Origin of the sequence: Octadecabacter sp. SW4 (genome assembly GCF_008065155.1) — a bacterium.
Classification (GTDB): Bacteria; Pseudomonadota; Alphaproteobacteria; order Rhodobacterales; family Rhodobacteraceae; genus SW4.
Map to the genome: position 1 here is coordinate 1,187,975 of NZ_CP042819.1, position 16,174 is coordinate 1,204,148.

General features: G+C 61.8%; 14 protein-coding genes. 11 read left to right on the forward strand and 3 right to left on the reverse strand.

Annotated features, from left to right (window positions below):
• The first annotated feature begins 179 nt into the window (after nt 1-179).
• From FTO60_RS05935 to arcC, 5 genes are read left to right on the forward strand one after another with little or no spacing between them, the layout of a single operon-like run.
• Nucleotides 180-2,516 carry a cation-translocating P-type ATPase gene (locus tag FTO60_RS05935; RefSeq protein WP_148055100.1) on the forward strand — a complete coding sequence of 779 codons (2,337 nt, stop codon included), beginning with the start codon at nt 180-182 and terminating at the stop codon, nt 2,514-2,516.
• A 28-nt stretch (nt 2,517-2,544) separates the two neighbouring features.
• On the forward strand, nt 2,545-3,990 hold the full coding sequence (locus FTO60_RS05940) for a YfcC family protein (protein WP_148055101.1): 1,446 nt from the start codon (nt 2,545-2,547) through the stop codon (nt 3,988-3,990).
• Nucleotides 3,991-4,011: 21 nt separating this feature from the next.
• Nucleotides 4,012-5,241, forward strand: coding sequence for an arginine deiminase (locus FTO60_RS05945; protein ID WP_148055102.1), 1,230 nt, complete (start codon nt 4,012-4,014; stop codon nt 5,239-5,241).
• A gap of 24 nt (nt 5,242-5,265) precedes the next feature.
• Complete coding sequence (argF, locus tag FTO60_RS05950; RefSeq protein WP_148055103.1) at nt 5,266-6,267, forward strand: ornithine carbamoyltransferase; 1,002 nt, start codon at nt 5,266-5,268, stop codon at nt 6,265-6,267.
• Between the two features lie 3 nt (nt 6,268-6,270).
• Nucleotides 6,271-7,191: a carbamate kinase gene (gene arcC / locus FTO60_RS05955; RefSeq protein WP_148055104.1), complete on the forward strand. Its 921-nt coding sequence runs from the start codon at nt 6,271-6,273 to the stop codon at nt 7,189-7,191.
• Nucleotides 7,192-7,228: 37 nt separating this feature from the next.
• Here arcC and FTO60_RS05960 read toward each other — a convergent pair whose 3' ends face one another.
• The 3 genes from FTO60_RS05960 to FTO60_RS05970 form a co-directional block, all read right to left on the reverse strand.
• A complete protein-coding gene (locus FTO60_RS05960) occupies nt 7,229-8,272 on the reverse strand; it encodes a type II glyceraldehyde-3-phosphate dehydrogenase (RefSeq protein WP_148055105.1) in 1,044 nt (347 codons plus the stop codon).
• Complete coding sequence (locus FTO60_RS05965) at nt 8,269-9,591, reverse strand: cyclopropane-fatty-acyl-phospholipid synthase family protein (RefSeq protein WP_148055106.1); 1,323 nt, start codon at nt 9,589-9,591, stop codon at nt 8,269-8,271. Before FTO60_RS05965 ends, FTO60_RS05960 begins: the two co-directional genes overlap by 4 nt.
• A 161-nt stretch (nt 9,592-9,752) precedes the next feature.
• A complete protein-coding gene (locus FTO60_RS05970) occupies nt 9,753-10,376 on the reverse strand; it encodes an RNA polymerase sigma factor (RefSeq protein WP_148055107.1) in 624 nt (207 codons plus the stop codon).
• Between the two features lie 228 nt (nt 10,377-10,604).
• Here FTO60_RS05970 and FTO60_RS05975 point away from each other — a divergent pair, with 228 nt between their 5' ends.
• The 6 genes from FTO60_RS05975 to petA all read left to right on the forward strand — a co-directional run bounded on the left by FTO60_RS05975 (nt 10,605) and on the right by petA (nt 16,137).
• A complete protein-coding gene (locus FTO60_RS05975) occupies nt 10,605-11,492 on the forward strand; it encodes a DMT family transporter (protein WP_148055108.1) in 888 nt (295 codons plus the stop codon).
• A 214-nt stretch (nt 11,493-11,706) separates the two neighbouring features.
• Complete coding sequence (locus FTO60_RS05980; protein ID WP_148055109.1) at nt 11,707-12,333, forward strand: RNA polymerase sigma factor; 627 nt, start codon at nt 11,707-11,709, stop codon at nt 12,331-12,333.
• 92 nt (nt 12,334-12,425) lie between these two features.
• A complete protein-coding gene (locus FTO60_RS17890; RefSeq protein WP_254696902.1) occupies nt 12,426-12,758 on the forward strand; it encodes a hypothetical protein in 333 nt (110 codons plus the stop codon).
• Entirely contained in the window at nt 12,748-14,517 is a 1,770-nt protein-coding gene (locus FTO60_RS05990) for a DUF3141 domain-containing protein (protein ID WP_254696903.1), read from the forward strand. Before FTO60_RS17890 ends, FTO60_RS05990 begins: the two co-directional genes overlap by 11 nt.
• A gap of 172 nt (nt 14,518-14,689) precedes the next feature.
• Nucleotides 14,690-15,535, forward strand: coding sequence for an enoyl-ACP reductase FabI (gene fabI / locus FTO60_RS05995; RefSeq protein WP_148055111.1), 846 nt, complete (start codon nt 14,690-14,692; stop codon nt 15,533-15,535).
• Complete coding sequence (gene petA, locus FTO60_RS06000) at nt 15,532-16,137, forward strand: ubiquinol-cytochrome c reductase iron-sulfur subunit (RefSeq protein WP_148055112.1); 606 nt, start codon at nt 15,532-15,534, stop codon at nt 16,135-16,137. The genes fabI and petA overlap by 4 nt, the downstream gene beginning before the upstream one ends.
• Nucleotides 16,138-16,174 lie beyond the last annotated feature (37 nt).

Genomic DNA, 16,174 nt, shown 5'->3' on the forward strand with positions numbered 1-16,174 from the left:
CGACTTCGTTACATCGCTGCGTGTTTTGCGTGCGGTCGCTGCGCCACCAAAGACATCGCGCGCCAGTCAATTCAGCCGAGACAATTTCAGACCTCCAAAGCTGTAATGTCAACCGACCGCTGGCGTCTACAAGCCAAACGGTCGTTCCCGATCGCGTGGAAAATCGATAGGAGCCTACATTGAAAACCCTGACACTTGAAGTCCGTGGATTGTTCGAGGAACTCGATCATCTTGCGGTTGAACGCCATATATCGGCTTTGGACGGCGTGCATCGCGCCGAGGCAAACCCCGCATCCGCCAGCGTGACCGTGCACTTCGATGAAACCGCGGTGAACGAAGACGCATTGCGCAAGGCGGTCGAAGCCTGCGGTTTCCACTGTGGCGGCGAGCGGGTTCCGAACCACGTCTGCCATACGGACCATCAGATGCACGGCGCGGATGCGCCCGCCGGCCACGACGCGATGGCGCACGAGATGGGCCACGGCGGCGGCATGGACATGGCCGGCATGGTCCGCGACATGCGCAACCGGTTCTGGGTGGCGCTGCTCTTCACCATCCCGATCTTCACCTATTCGCCGATGGGCGGGTTGTTCACACCGCCCGCGCCGCCCTTCGGGCTGGAACTGGATCTGTGGCTGTTTATCCTGGGCAGTGCCGCGATTGTCTGGCCAAGCTGGCCGTTCTTTGTAGCCGCCTGGCGGGCCTTGCGCAACGGCATCCTGAACATGGCGGTGCTGGTCGTGCTATCGGTCGGCACCGGCTATTTCTTCAGTGTCGGATCGACCTTCTTTTTTCCTGGCGTGCAGTTCTACGAAGCCGTGGCGGTGTTGCTGGTCTTCATCCTGCTGGGCCATTGGCTTGAGATGCGCGCGCGCGCTGGTGCGTCCGCCGCGATCCGGGCGCTGCTTGATCTGGCACCGCCGATGGCGATTGTCATCCGTGACGGGCAGGAGGTCGAGGTGCCTACCTCTGAAGTGCTGGAGGGCGAGATCGTGCTGATCCGCCCCGGCAACAAGATCCCCGTCGACGGCGAGGTGGTCGAGGGCACGTCGCTGGTGGATGAATCCATGCTGACGGGTGAATCCATGCCGGTGAACAAGGCCGTGGGCGATACCGTGATCGGCGCCACGATCAACAAGAGCGGCAGTTTCCGCTACCGCGCCACCAAGGTCGGGGCCGATACCGCGCTGGCGCAGATCGTCAAGCTGGTGCAGGAGGCGCAGAACTCCAAGGCACCCGCGCAGCTTCTGGCTGACAAGGCGTCGCAATGGCTGGTGCTGATCGCCATCGTGATCGGGCTTGCCACTTTCGCGGTCTGGTTCTGGTGGATTGGCTCGCCGCTTTTGTTTGCGCTGACGCTGACGATCACCGTTTTCGTCATCGCCTGTCCCGATGCGCTGGGGCTGGCCACGCCGATGGCGGTGATGGTTGGCACCGGCCTGGGGGCGCAGAACGGTATCCTGTTCAAGAACGCGGGTGCTTTGGAAGACGCGACCAAACTTGATGTGATCGTCTTCGACAAGACCGGCACGCTGACCATGGGTCAGCCGCGCGTGGTCGAGGTGGTGGCCGGTGAGGGCAGCGTGGAGGATGATGCGCTGCGGGCCGCGGCAGCGGTCGATCGCGGTTCCGATCACCCGCTGGCACTGGCCATTGTCGAGCGCGCCGTTGACCTTGACGTGCCAAAGACCACGACGTTCCTGAACCTCGAAGGCCGGGGCGCGCGCGCCGAGATCGCAGGCAAGACCGTGCTGGTCGGTAACCGGCGTCTGATGGACGAGGAGGGTATCGACATCGGCCCCCTGACCGCCGAGGCAGAGCGCCTCAAGGGCGAGGGTCGCACCGTGGTGCATGTGGCGCAGGCGGGCCGGATGCTGGGCCTGATCGCCATTGCCGATGCACCGCGCCCAAGCGCGATGGCCGCCGTGGCCAAGCTGCGCGAACGCGGCGTCGAGGTGGCGATGCTGACCGGCGACAACGAAGGCACCGCGCGCCGCATCGCGGGCGAGTTGGGCATCGACATGGTGCTGGCTGATGTGCTGCCGGGCCAGAAGGCCGAGAAGGTGAAAGAACTTCAGGCGCAGGGCAAGAAGGTCGGCATGGTCGGCGACGGCGTCAATGATGCACCCGCGCTGACCCAGGCCGATGTCGGCTTTGCCATCGGTGCGGGCACGGATGTGGCAATGGAAAGCGCCGACGTCGTGCTGATGAAAAGTGATCCCTACGACGTCGTGGGCGCGATCGAGCTGTCGCGCGCCACCCTGCGCAAGATGCACCAGAACCTGTTCTGGGCCGTGGCCTACAACGTGATCGCCTTCCCGATGGCGGCGGGCGTGTTCTATCCGTTGATCATCAGCCCCGCGGTGGCAGCCCTTGCCATGTCGGGCAGCTCGGCGCTGGTGGCGGTCAACGCGCTGTTGCTGAAACGCACACGGCTCGAAGGTCTTGGCGCCGTCAAGGGCGGTGCCAGCGCTGCACCGACGGGCCAGAACCCGATTCACGCGTCACATTCATAGAAATCACATCGAACGAGGGGGACTCGAGATGTCTGATACATCAACCAAAACACCGGACGGGCAGGGTATGGCGGCGCGGTTTCCCACCGCCTATTCCATCCTGTTCGGTCTGATCATCATCGTCGCCGCGCTGACCTGGATCATCCCGGCAGGTCAATATGATCGCGCGATGAACGAAGAGGTCGGCCGCGAGATTGCCGTGCCGGGCACCTATCAGACGGTCGAGGCCAATCCGCAGGGGTTCATCGACGTGATGCTGGCCCCGGTGGCGGGGTTCTATGATCCCGACAGCTACGGCGCCAATGCCATCGACGTCGCGCTGTTCGTGCTTCTGTTGGGCGGGTTTCTGGGCGTGGTGAACGCGACTGGTGCAATCGACACCGGCATCAAGACCACGATGGTGCGCCTCAAGGGGCGCGAGATATGGATGATCCCGATCCTGATGTCGCTCTTCGCGCTGGGCGGCACGACCTATGGCATGGCCGAGGAAACGCTGGCGTTTTATGCGCTGCTGATCCCTGTGGTGATCGCCGCCGGTTATGATTCCGTGACCGGCGTGGCGATCATCCTGATCGGTGCCGGGATCGGCACGCTGGGATCGACGATCAATCCCTTTGCCACGGTGATCGCGTCGGACGCGGCGGGCATCCCGTTCACGGATGGTATGGCATTGCGTCTGGTGCTCCTGCTGGGCGGCCTTGCGATCTGCGTCGCCTACGTCATGCGCTATGCGGCGAAGGTCAAGGCCGACCCGGCCCGGTCCGTCGTCGCCGCGCAACGCGACAGCGACCGGCAGTTTTTCCTGAACGACACGGATGCGGAGGCCAGCGAACCAAAGCTGAGCGGCACACAGAAACTGGTTCTGGTCCTGTTTTTCGCGACCTTTGCCGTGATGATCTGGGGCGTGTCCAGCCAGGGATGGTGGATGGCCCGGATGGGCGCGCTGTTCTTTGGCATGGCCATCGTCGTCGGGCTGGTCGCGCGTATGGGTGAAAAGAAGCTGACGTCGACCTTTGTGGATGGCGCCAAGGATCTGCTTGGTGTGGCGTTGGTCATCGGTCTGGCGCGCGGCATCGTTGTGATCATGGAACAGGGCCTGATTGCGGACACGATCCTGAACAGTGCCGCCGACACGCTGGGTGGCCTGCCCCAGATCGCGTTCATCAACCTGATGCTCTGGATTGAAATCGGGATGAGTTTTCTTGTGCCCTCGTCGTCCGGCCTTGCCGTCCTGTCGATGCCGATCCTTGCACCCTTGGGCGATTTCGCGGGGGTCAACCGTGACCTTGTGGTGACAGCTTATCAATCCGCAAGTGGCCTCGTGAACCTGATCACGCCCACCTCTGCGGTGGTGATCGGCGGTTTGGCCATCGGGCGCGTGTCGTTTGACCGCTGGGTCGTCTTCGTCTGGCCTCTGCTGCTGATCCTCGTCGTCTTCATTTCGGCCGGGATCAGCCTGGCCGCCATTCTCTGACTTAAAAAGGAGGCATCCCAGATGTCTGAACTGAAATTGGGCGTTCATTCCGAAACCGGCACATTGCGGCAGGTGATCGTCTCTCCACCCGGTCTGGCGCATCGCCGCCTGACACCTGACAACCGCGAGCATCTGCTGTTTGACGATGTGTTCTGGGTCAAACAGGCGATCAAGGATCACGCCGTCTTTTCCGACATCATGCGCGGCGAAGGGATCGAGGTGTTGGACGCGATGACGCTGCTGGGCGAGACGCTGGACATATCCGACGCGTGCAAATGGGTTCTTGACCACCGCATCACCCGCAATGACGTCGGCGTGGGGATGCGGGACGACCTGCGTGCCTGGATGGAGGGCCTGCCCGGTGCGGAACTGGCCCGCTTGCTGGTCGGCGGCATCCGGGTGGACGATCTGCCCTTCACGCCCTCCGGCATGTTCGGCAGCTACCTTGGCCCGCACGGTTTCGTGTTGCCGCCGCTGCCGAATTTCATCTTTACCCGCGACAATTCGGCCTGGGTTTATGGCGGGGTCAGCCTGAACCCGATGCATTTTGCGGCACGGCGGCCCGAGACGCTGTTAATGGCGGCCGTCTATCGATTTCATCCGAAATTTGCCGGTCAGGCGCGCGTTTGGTTCGGCGATCCGACGCGCGAGTTCGGCACCGCCACGCTGGAGGGCGGCGACATCATGCCCATCGGGCACGGTGTCGTCATGGTCGGCATGGGCGAACGAACGACCCCGCAGGCGGTGGGCCAGTTGGCCGAAGCGCTGTTCGAGGGTGGCGATGTGACGCGCGTCATCGCCTGCCAGATGCCCAGCTCGCGCGCAGCGATGCATCTGGACACGGTGTTTACCCATTGCGGCGGCGATGTCGTGACCACGTTCAAGGAGGTGGCGGATGCCATCACCTGCTACGACCTGCGCCCCGGTCAGGGCAAGGCGGCGCTCGATATCCGCCGCGATGCCCGCCACCTGTTCGAGATCACCGCGGAAATTCTGGGCCACAAGAAACTGCATCTGGTGCCAACGGGCGGGGCCGATGCCGCCGAGCAATCGCGCGAGCAGTGGAATGACGGCAACAACGTGCTGGCGCTGCGCCCCGGCGTCGTCATCGGTTACGACCGCAACGACGACACCAACGCCGCCCTCAGGCAAGCCGGGATCGAGGTGCTGGCCATTCCCGGCGCCGAACTGGGCCGGGGCAGGGGCGGCAGCCACTGCATGAGCTGCCCGACGATCCGCGACGCAATCTGAAACACCCGACGACAAGGAAATCCCATGTCCTACAACCTGAGAAACCGCCATTTTCTGGCCCTGCGTGACTTCACGCCGCAGGAAATCGGCTTTTTGCTGAAACTTTCCGCCGACCTGAAGGCGGCGAAATACGCCGGCACCGAAGTGCCGCGCCTGACCGGCAAGGAAATCGCCCTGATCTTTGAAAAAGACAGCACCCGCACCCGCGTCGGCTTTGAGGTGGCGGCCCACGATCAGGGCGCACATGTCACTTACCTCGGGCCATCGGGGTCACATCTGGGCAAGAAGGAAACCGTCAAGGACACCGCGCGCGTGCTGGGCCGGGTCTATGACGCGATCGAATATCGCGGATTTGGGCACCCGATTGTCGAAACGCTGGCGCAATATGCCGGTGTGCCGGTTTACAACGGGCTGACGGATGAATTTCACCCGACCCAGATCCTTGCCGATTTCCTGACCATGCAGGAACATTCCGACAAGCCGCTGCGCGAGATCGCCTATTGCTTCATGGGCGACGCGGGCAACAATATGGGCGACAGCCTGCTGATCGGCGGGGCCAAGATGGGCATGGATGTGCGCCTTTGTGCACCCAAAAGCCTGTGGCCCGCGCAAGCGATCCGGGACGAAGCCGATGCCATCGCCGCGCAGACCGGCGCGCGTATTATGCTCACCGAGGACGTGGACGCCGCCGTAGCAGGCGTCGATTTCATCTATACCGATGTCTGGCTGTCGATGGGCGAATCCAAGGACAAGTGGGACGAGCGCATCCGCCAGTTGCTACCCTATCAGGTGAATGCCGACGTGATGGCGAAAACCGGCAACCCGCGCACGAAGTTCATGCATTGTCTGCCCGCTTTCCACAACGCCGAGACCGAAACCGGCGCCGAAATCGCCAAGCATTTCGACATCACGGCGATGGAAGTGACCGAGGAGGTGTTCGAAAGCCCGGCCTCGATCGTGTTTGATCAGGCCGAAAACCGGTTGCACACCATCAAGGCGGTGCTCGTCGCCACGCTGGGGAGCTAACCCATGCTGGTCGTTGCAGCTTTGGGGGGAAATGCATTGTTGCGCCGGGGTGAGCCGCTTACGGCGCAGGCACAGCGCGCCAACGTGGCCGCCGCCGCGCAGGCGCTGGCGCAGATCATCAGGGCGGGTCATCGATTGGTAGTCACCCACGGCAATGGCCCGCAGATCGGCCTGCTTGCATTGCAGGGTGCGGCCTATAAACCCGATGAGGTGTTCCCGCTGGACGTGCTGGGGGCGGAAACCGACGGCATGATCGGCTATATGATCGAACAGGCGCTAGAAAACGCGCTGGGCCATGACCGCCCGGTCGCGACCTTGCTGACGCAGGTCGAGGTCGATCCCAAAGATCCCGCCTTTGACACCCCGACCAAGTTCATCGGCCCGGTCTATGACAAGGCCGAAGCAGAACGGCTGGCGCAGGCGCGCGGCTGGAACATCGCCGCCGATGGGCCGCATTGGCGGCGCGTGGTGCCATCACCGATGCCCAGCGACATTCCCGATTTGCGGGTGCTGGAGCTGCTGATCGGTCATGACGTGACGCTGATCTGCGCGGGCGGTGGCGGCATTCCGGTCGTCCGGCGCGCCGATGGATCGCTGATCGGGATCGAGGCGGTGATTGACAAGGATCACGCGACGGCCCTTCTGGCGCACAAGCTTCATGCCGACGCTTTGCTCTTGCTGACGGATGTCGAGGCCGTGTTTCGCGATTTCGGCACGGATGCGCAGGCGCCAATAGCGCGGCTGACACCCGAGGATGCCACGCGCCTGAACCTGCCCGACGGGTCGATGGCGCCCAAAGTGGCCGCCGCCGCGTCATTCGCGTCAGGTGGGGACCGTTTCGCCTGCGTGGGCAGGCTGGATGATGCACTGGCCATGCTGGACGGGCGCGCTGGCACGACGATCGCCGACGATGGACGGTTGTAGCAAGGGCGCAGGGTCTGCCCTGCGCCCCAAATCCCGATCAGCCCTGCAGAAACGCCCCGATCCCAAGTGCGGCGTTGGTGCGCGAAATTGATGCGGCCCCGTCGGCTTCCGCCTTGGTCAGGGCGCGGATCGCGTCGATGGTTTCGGGGATCACGATGGCCTGATTATCGACCATGTAGGCATAGAACAACTCGTCGCCCTCGACTTTCAGCATGTCCTCCCATAGGGCGACCTCATAGAGACTGTCGTTGGGGCGTCCGAAATCGGCCATCATTTCCTTGACTGCGTTGATCGCGCCCAGCCCGTCCGCCATCCGTATCAGGGCAATGCGCGACGATGCGCGGAACGCCTCCAGCACCTCGTCCTTGGTGGCCTTGCGCGGCATCTTGACCGACCAGTAGTGCAGGTGCGCAAGCGTTTGCGGCACCTTCACTGCCATCGTGATCACGTCAAGGCCGGGATCGACGCTTTGTGCATCGGGGCCTTGGTGGCTGGGGATTTCGGGTTCGGGAACAAGGGTATTCATGATCCCGCCCAAATGGCTTTCCCACGGGTCAGTGGCACGGCGCAGCAGCGTTCCGCGCGCCGAGCCAAGTAATCCAGCAACTTTCAGGGCAGTGAGGGTGCGCACAATCGAGGTCGTGTTGCACGACACGACGCGGGTGCTGTCACGACCAACCGCACTGGCATAATTTGCTTCGGACACAAAGGAATGGCCGGTCACGCCATGTTTTTCGCCGCCATGAACGATGAACCGGATGCCCTTGTCCCGATAGGTTGCGACATTTTGCGCGGCAATCTTTTTCGGTGTGCAATCAATGACGATATCGGCCGCTGCAAGCAGATCATCAAGCCCGCCTGCGATGTCGAGACCGGCGGCCTTCATCGCCGGTGCGCGGTCCGGGGCGGCGGCATAAAGCGCGAAACCCTTGGTGGTGGCCATCCGGGCGCGCCAGTCGGCGGTGACGTCCGCCACGCCGATCAGGTCCATGTCATCCTGGGCCGCAACCGCGTTTGCCACCCGTTTGCCGATCACGCCATAGCCGTTCACGGCCACTTTGATAGGTTTTTTGTCTGTCATGATGTGGGTTCGCTATCTGTTTGGGATGTTATGCTTTCGGCTTCGCTGATGTAGTCGCGGGTCAGGGGAACGGTGTCGCGGCGTTTGGCAAGCTGGATCTGGAAGACCATCAGGCGCCCATTCCTGAACGCCATTTCGCAGACCGCCAGATAGAATTCCCACATGCGGCAGAACCGCTCGTCATAAAGCGCGCGCGCCGCCTGGCGCTCGGCGGCGAAACGTTCCGACCAGTGGCGCAGGGTTTGCGCGTAGTGCAGGCGCAAAACTTCGACATCCGTGACCCACAGCCCTGACCGTTCCGCAGCGGCGATGGTTTCGGACAGTGTCGGCAGATAGCCGCCGGGAAAGATGTATTTGCGGATCCACGGATCGCTGCCGCCGATGGGTTCCATCCGGCCAATTGCGTGGACAACCGCGACGCCATCGGGTTTGAGAGACCGCTGCACGGTCTTGAAAAATGCACCAAAACCGCTGCGGCCCACATGTTCGAACATGCCCACCGACACCAGACGGTCATACTGGCCGCTTTCCTGGCGATAATCCCGCTGTTCGAAACTGACGCGATCGGACAGGCCCGATTGCGCGGCGCGGTCGCGGGCGGCGGCAATCTGTTCGCGCGACAGGCTCAGGCCGGTAACGCGGGCGCCGTGTTGCTGCGCAAGCTCCATCGCCAGCCCGCCCCAGCCCGACCCGATATCGAGAACCTCAAGCCCGGGTTGCAGCAGCAGTTTGGCCGCGATGTGCTTTTTCTTGAGCGTCTGTGCCTCGTCCAGCGTTTCGGTGCCTGTGGGGAAATAGGCGCAGGAATATTGCCGGTCCGCATCAAGAAAGAGGTCATAAAGCGCGGTCGAAATGTCATAATGATGCGCCACATTCGCATGTGACCGCTTGATCGGGTTGTGATGCAGGCTGCGGGTGCGGATCGCGTCCAGCCAGCGGAGCAGGCGGCTACCGGGCAATGCATCGACTGCATCCATATCGGATGTGCACATGGCAAGGAAATCGCGCAGGCTGCCGGATTCGATGCGCAGTGTTTCATCCATATAGGCTTCACCAAGGGCAAGACTGGGGTTTGCAAGCAGGCGCGCGGGCAGCTTTCTGTCGGTCAGCCTGATAGAAACGGCAGGGTTGCCGCCGGGGCCAAAATGCCATGTTTCGCCGTAAGCGTCGTTCACCGTCAAACGACCGCTGTGCACAATGCGGCGCAGCAACTTGGCGAGCAACCACATCGCTGCCCGGCCCGGCGCAAAACGCCCGCTGCGCGCGTGCCCGCCCTGTAGTTCAAGGCTTTCGTCAGGAGAGGTTTCACTGTTGGACATGATTACTTGCTCCGTTTCAATTCCTTTGTATGACGGCAAAAACCATCGTTACCCATAAAAGACGAACGATGATGTGGTTCATTACAGGACGCATTTTTATCACATTAGCACGTGACCGTAAAACAAGCCCCATGCAGCAACGCACCGCAACGATGCCGCTGTCACCCGTCAGGGCGTTTGGCGGTGTCACAGTCGCAATCAAGATAGCCATGCACGGGACAGGTCTGACACATCTGTTCCAACCTTGTTTTCAACGCCTGCCTGCCCCGGTGAAGGCGCACCGTCAGGTTGTTCAGCGTGATACCAAGGTCTTTGGCAACGGCGTCGCGCGGTTGTTCCTCTAGATCGACGCGCCGGATCACATCGGCATATTCCGGCCTGAGTGTCGGCAAAAGCGCGTAAAGGCAGGCACACACCGCGTCATCGATTTCCTCGTCAAAACCATCCTGGATGCCGTCCAGGTCTGTTGGGGCCATCACCACCTCGGTGCGACGCTGCCGCAAAGACTTGCGGCCGTGGTCGGCGATTGCCGTTGCAAGGATCTGGCTAAGCCAGCCACGCACCGCATGCACATCGCGCAGTTGCGAGGACCGGTCGATGGCACGCAGCATGAAGGCTTGCAGGACATCTTCCGCGGCCTCGGGATCGCCCAGCCGACGGCGCAGAAAATTCAGGATTTTCTGCCGCCCTTCGGTCAGGGCGTGGCGCACAGCAGCATCCGTGTCCTTGACGGCTGGGTCGGGCCGGTCTGATTCGGGCACGCAATTTCTTTGGATATGTTTCATCAAACACCTCTTTTGAACAAGACGCCCTGATGCTGGAAACGTTACACCGACAGGTGCCATGCCTGACGTGGGGGCACGTCCGGCCAGCGGTCCTGGCAAGTGTAAGGTCTGCGCGGTCGCGCCGTCCTTTCCTTGGCCAGCGTCACGCAAAGGCAAATTCACCGTCCCAGGCCGGCACATCGCAAGACCCGCGCTCCCCCCGCTTTTGATCTTAAAAAGGAAAGTCCGATGTCGCCGACAGTCGTCACCAAAATCGTTCTGGCCATGCTCTTGTGGGCGGCCTGTTTTCCGCTGATCACCGTCGGGCTGATATACGCGCCACATCTGTCCTTTGCGACACTGCGCGCGGTTCTGGCGGGGGCTACCCTTGTCGGGCTGGCAATGGCATTGGGGCGGCCATTTCCCCGTGGGCGGCGCATGTGGATGACATTGGCTGTCGTGGGGTTTGGGGCGACAAGTCTGGGGTTTCTGGGCATGTTTCACGCGGCCGAGTTCGTGTCGCCCGGACTGGCCACGGTGATTGCCAACACCCAACCCCTGCTTGCGGCGATGCTGGGTGTCGCCTGGCTGGGCGAACGTTTGGCCAGAGTTGGCTGGATCGGTCTTTTGATCGGCTTTGCGGGGATCCTTGTGATCGCGTTGCCGCGCTTGCTTGCCGGTGGGCAAGACGGGTCTGCCATCGGATTTGCCTATATCGTGCTGGCTGCGGCGGGGGTGACGATCAGCAACGTGGCGATCAAATCCATCGCCGGTCAGGTTGACGCGATCTATGCGATGGGGCTTCAGTTGCTGATGGGCAGCGTGCCGCTCGCCATCGCCGCCGCCCTGCTGGAGGATCAAAGCACGATCGTGTGGAACACGACGTTTACCTTGTCGCTGCTGGGCCTGGCGCTGTTTGGGTCGGCGCTGGTCTACTGGCTTTGGTTTTCGGTCCTCGAGGCGGTGGCGCTCAATCGTGCGATTGTGTTCAGTTTTCTGGCGCCGATTTTCGGTCTGACAATTGGTGCGCTGTTCTTCGCAGAGCGGCTGTCAGGCATTCAGTTTTTCGGCATCGCGCTGGTTATTCTGGGGATCGTTTTTGTCAACCTGAAAGGCGCAGCGGGCGATCAACATTGAAAAATCGCGGCAAACTGTTAGAATTGTCAGGTGCGTCGCGACCTTTGGGATCGACCATGGACGTGGCACAGCCAAGCGGAAGTTTGCCGCATTTTTCAGGGCCGGTCTTGCAAGTGACGCCGCGAAGGCGCAGGGATTGACCCGCATCGGTCAATGATTAGATATGTGACACATTGGCGCCCACCGCGAAACTATTGGAAAGGGCTGGGCCATCATGGCAAAGCAAGGCACACACAAGCCCGAGATATCGGACGCCGTTACAGAACGTGCGCTGCTGGACGGGCGCGGCGCGTTCATGGGGTTTCTGGTCAAACGGCTTGGCAATCGCGCAGATGCCGAGGACGTGCTGCAAGATTTCTGCATCCGCGTGCTGGCGCGCAAGGATCAACTGCGTGACGCCGAGCGTATGGATGCCTGGCTTTATACGATCCTGCGCTCTACCTTGAACGACCACTATCGCAAGGGGACCAGACGCAACCGTTTGGCCGCAGCGGCCGCGCGCGAACCCGAAGAATGGATCGCCGATGCCCCGGCGCAGATGGCGCGCCTTTGCAACTGCCATTCGGGCCTGATTTCAGAATTGCGCCCGGCAGAGGCAGAACTGATCCGGCGGATTGATTTTGGCGAAGAAGAGCGCGAAGCCGTGGCCGCTGATCTGGGGCTGAACCGCAACGCACTTGGCGTCCGGCTACACCGCGCCCGCGCGTCCTTGCGTGATGCCCTGATCCAACATTGCGGCGCATGTTGTCAGGGTGATCGCGACGATTGTTCCTGCCCGCCCGAGGGCTGCGAAAACGGCACCCACGAAACCGACTGCGAAGACGTTTCCCAAAATACCTGATCGCGGCGCGCTCCGGTTTGTAACGATTTCGACTATCCAGCGTCTTGTTCTGTGACTGCGCCCAAACGCGCAACCGCAGGAGTAGCCGACCCATGCCACCGATTACGACGGAATCGCGCGCAGGCGAGCCACGGCAACCATCGAGCGATGCCGATCTTGCCGCACTGTTTGCAAGACTAAGCTGCGCCTGTGCAGACAGCGCGGGGCATTCAGACGCACCGATGGCGCGGGCATTGTTCCTGCGTGTGGACGGGAAAAGCCAACCGATCAGGGATGCGGCCGACGCTTTGGGCATTGCTGCGGGCGATGCTGCCTATCTCCTCGCCGGATTGCGCAGGGATGTCGTGCAGGAACTCATACTTTTATTGAATGAAACACAACCTTTCAAAGAAGCCACCACGCACAGGGATGCAGATGATGACTAAGAGTCTCAGTCGCGCAAAGGCGACGCCGAAACGACCCGCCGAAAAAGTATTCGATCACGCGCAGACGGGCGCGCCAGGGCCATATGCCCGCGATGCCTTTGAACGCTGGGTGCTGTTCGCCGATGTGCTGCGCGAACGTGCCGACAACATGATCGCGCATGAACGGCAGGGAATGCCGCCGCTGCTGGATTTCGACTACGAGCAGGTGCTTGATGCGCGCAATTTCGAAAGGCCCGCCAACTATGCGCTGCTGCGGATTACGCGGATCGGCGAGGATTGCTGGGATGATTGCGTCGACATGGCGAAACCGCCGGTGATCGTCATTGATCCGCGCGCGGGGCATGGCCCCGGCATTGGCGGTTTCAAGCGCGACAGCGAGGTCGGCATGGCCATGCACGAAGGCCACCCGGTCTATTTCGTAATCTTTTATCCCGAACCGATGCCCAATCAGACCCTTGCGGATGTGCATTATGCCCTGCGCGACTTTGTCAAAGAGGTCGCGCGCCGCCACCCCAACACCGCGCCTGTGCTTTATGGCAACTGTCAGGCCGGTTGGGCGGCGACGCTGCTGGCGGCGGATTGCGAGGGGCTCACGGGGCCGATCGTGCTGAACGGATCGCCGCTTAGCTATTGGTCGGGCGAGGCGGCAAGCAGTCCGATGCGGATGATGGGGGCGCTGACCGGCGGGGCCTGGGCCGCGCATATGATTTCCGATTTGGGCGATGGGCGTTTTGACGGCGCCTGGCTGGCGCAAAATTTCGAAAGCCTGCAACCCGAAAAGGCGATCTGGGACAAATATGCCAATCTCTTTGCCCACGCCGATACCGAACCCGCGCGGTTCCTTGAATTTGAACGCTGGTGGAATGGCTATTATACGCTCAGCCGTGCGGAAATCCTTGGGATCACGCAAAACCTGTTTATTGGCAACCGGTTGGAACAGGGCGAGATGCAACTGGATGCCCATTGCACGGTCGATCTGAAACGGATCGCCAATCCGATCATCATATTCGCCTCCGAGGGCGATAATATCACGCCACCCGAACAGGCCTTGGGCTGGATTGCCAAACTCTATCCCAATACCAACGCGCTCAGGGCTGCGGGACAGCGCATCGTCTATATGACGCACGCGCATGTTGGGCATCTGGGTATCTTTGTGTCCGGTTCTGTCGCCCGGCTTCAGCATCGCGCGATACTGGAAAGTCTGGATGAAGTGGACGCACTTGCGCCCGGTCTCTACGAGATGGTGATCGATAATCCATCGGGTGATCCCGACTGCAAGGCGGGTGATTACAGCCTGCGCTTTCTGGCGCGCGAGGTGGATGACCTGCGCATTGCATCCGGCGATGCGGCACTACAGCAGGTCGCCCGCGTTTCGCGAATTAACGAAGCGGCCTACGCAAGCTTTGTCAGTCCTTGGTTGCAGGCCGCGACCACCCCGGCCAGCGCCGCTGCCCTGCGCGCGCTGCATCCGATGCGCTGGACGCGAACGATGTTTTCCGCACAGGTGAACCCTTGGATGGCGTTGGTTCAATCCAGCGCTGCGGCAATTCGCAAGACCCGCACGCCGTTGCCCGACGACGATCCGGCCATTCTTGCCGAACGCGCGCTACTTGCCCGCACGGGCGAGGTGCTGGGCAATTGGCGCAAGGGCCGAGATGCATGGGTCTCGCTTGTTTTTGGCGCGGCTTTTGCCACCCCCTTTGACATTTTCACAACCACTCAGGCGGACCCTTCGGACGCCGCATCAAGCAAGGAGTAAAACGATATGCAATCGCTTGTTGAAAACGGGTTTCCGCTGCTTTTGATCGGCGCGGCGCTGGCCGTATACCCATTCGGTTACGGTTGGCAAAAACGCACCGCCCCGGCCAAACGCCATAAAGCGCACGACCAGCCAGGCGGCCCCCCTGCAAACCCTGATGCAGCGCCCAAAGATGCCTGACTTTGTCGAATGTTGCGATCCGGCTGAAATGCTGGATCTGTCCGGTCGCAAGGGGCTGGTCGTGGGCATTGCAAACGAACGCAGCCTAGCCTGGCCCGCCGCAATGCATTTCCGGCAGGCCGGTGCCGAACTTGCCATCACCTATGTCGATGAACGCGCCAAACCCCATGTGACCCCTTTGGCCGAGCGACTGGATGCGCCGATCCTGCTGCCCTGCGATGTGAACCTGCCACGCGATCTGGATACCGTATTCGATGCGATCAAGGACCGCTGGGGAAAGCTGGACTTCATCCTTCATGCGGTGGGCAGCGTGCCGCCCGCCGACCTGCATGGCCGCCTGACCGATTGTTCTGCGGCTGGGTTCGCCGAGGCGATGACCGTGTCGGTTCATTCCCTGATCCGCATGGCGCATCTTGCCGAACCGCTGATGGCAAAGGGTGGCAGCCTGATGACACTCAGCTATCTGGGCGGTGAACGTGTGGTGGAAAACTACAACGTGATGGGCCCGGTCAAGGCCGCGCTCGAAGCCACGGTGCGATATCTGGCGCATGAATTGGGCCCCGCCAACATCCGCGTCAACGCCATTTCGGCAGGGCCGGTGCCGACCCGTGCGGCCTCTGGTCTGACCGGCTTTGCGGCACTCCTTGAGGCGACGGCGCGTGCCGCCCCCCTACGCCGCAACATCGAGGCCGACGAGGTGGGCCGGACCGCCCTGTTGTTCGCCAGCGATTATACCAGCGCGATCACGGGCGAGGTCTTGCATGTCGATGCAGGTCTCCACATCGAAAGCGCTGTCACCAAGGCCGCGACGCGGCCCAGATCGGAGGCGATATCATGAGCCAGACAGGAAGCACGCCCAAATCACCCCAGGCGAACGGGCGCCGCGATTTCATTTATTATGCGACGGCGGGGGCGGCAACGGTGACCGTCGGTGCCGCCGTCTGGCCGCTGGTCAATTCTATGAACCCGTCGGCCGATGTGACCGCTTCGGGGACCGTCAGGGTTGATTTGTCTGCGGTCGAAACCGGCCAACGCATCACCATAAACTGGCAGGGCCGTCCGGTCTTTGTCTGGCGCCGGTCGGCCAGCGCCATCGAAAGGGCGCGGGCCGACGATCTTGATCTTGAAGATTACATCGACCCTGTCGATCGGGCACGCGAAAATCCCAACCAAACCGGCGACTTGCCGGCGCTGGATGAAAACCGGACGGCGGACGCCGCTGGCGAATGGCTTGTTGTCATCGGCATCTGCACCCATCTTGGTTGTGTCCCACTGGGTCAGGATGGGTCGACGGTTGGTGACTTCGGCGGATGGTTCTGCCCCTGTCACGGATCGCATTATGATACGTCGGGGCGGATCAGGCAGGGGCCAGCCCCGCGCAATCTTGATATTCCGCCCTACACGCTGGACGCGGATTTGCAGCTTGTGATCAACGGTTGAAACACTGGCCTGCCCGAACGCAATAAGGAGAGAACAA

Excerpts from the sequence above, each read along its gene's own strand:
- FTO60_RS05940 (WP_148055101.1), top strand. The coding sequence starts at position 2,545 with ATGTCTGATACATCAACCAAAACACCGGACGGGCAGGGTATGGCGGCG.
- FTO60_RS05945 (WP_148055102.1), top strand. The coding sequence starts at position 4,012 with ATGTCTGAACTGAAATTGGGCGTTCATTCCGAAACCGGCACATTGCGG.
- argF (WP_148055103.1), top strand. The coding sequence starts at position 5,266 with ATGTCCTACAACCTGAGAAACCGCCATTTTCTGGCCCTGCGTGACTTC.
- arcC (WP_148055104.1), top strand. The coding sequence starts at position 6,271 with ATGCTGGTCGTTGCAGCTTTGGGGGGAAATGCATTGTTGCGCCGGGGT.
- FTO60_RS05960 (WP_148055105.1), bottom strand. The coding sequence starts at position 8,272 with ATGACAGACAAAAAACCTATCAAAGTGGCCGTGAACGGCTATGGCGTG.
- FTO60_RS05965 (WP_148055106.1), bottom strand. The coding sequence starts at position 9,591 with ATGTCCAACAGTGAAACCTCTCCTGACGAAAGCCTTGAACTACAGGGC.
- FTO60_RS05970 (WP_148055107.1), bottom strand. The coding sequence starts at position 10,376 with ATGAAACATATCCAAAGAAATTGCGTGCCCGAATCAGACCGGCCCGAC.
- FTO60_RS05975 (WP_148055108.1), top strand. The coding sequence starts at position 10,605 with ATGTCGCCGACAGTCGTCACCAAAATCGTTCTGGCCATGCTCTTGTGG.
- FTO60_RS05980 (WP_148055109.1), top strand. The coding sequence starts at position 11,707 with ATGGCAAAGCAAGGCACACACAAGCCCGAGATATCGGACGCCGTTACA.
- FTO60_RS17890 (WP_254696902.1), top strand. The coding sequence starts at position 12,426 with ATGCCACCGATTACGACGGAATCGCGCGCAGGCGAGCCACGGCAACCA.
- FTO60_RS05990 (WP_254696903.1), top strand. The coding sequence starts at position 12,748 with ATGATGACTAAGAGTCTCAGTCGCGCAAAGGCGACGCCGAAACGACCC.
- fabI (WP_148055111.1), top strand. The coding sequence starts at position 14,690 with ATGCCTGACTTTGTCGAATGTTGCGATCCGGCTGAAATGCTGGATCTG.
- petA (WP_148055112.1), top strand. The coding sequence starts at position 15,532 with ATGAGCCAGACAGGAAGCACGCCCAAATCACCCCAGGCGAACGGGCGC.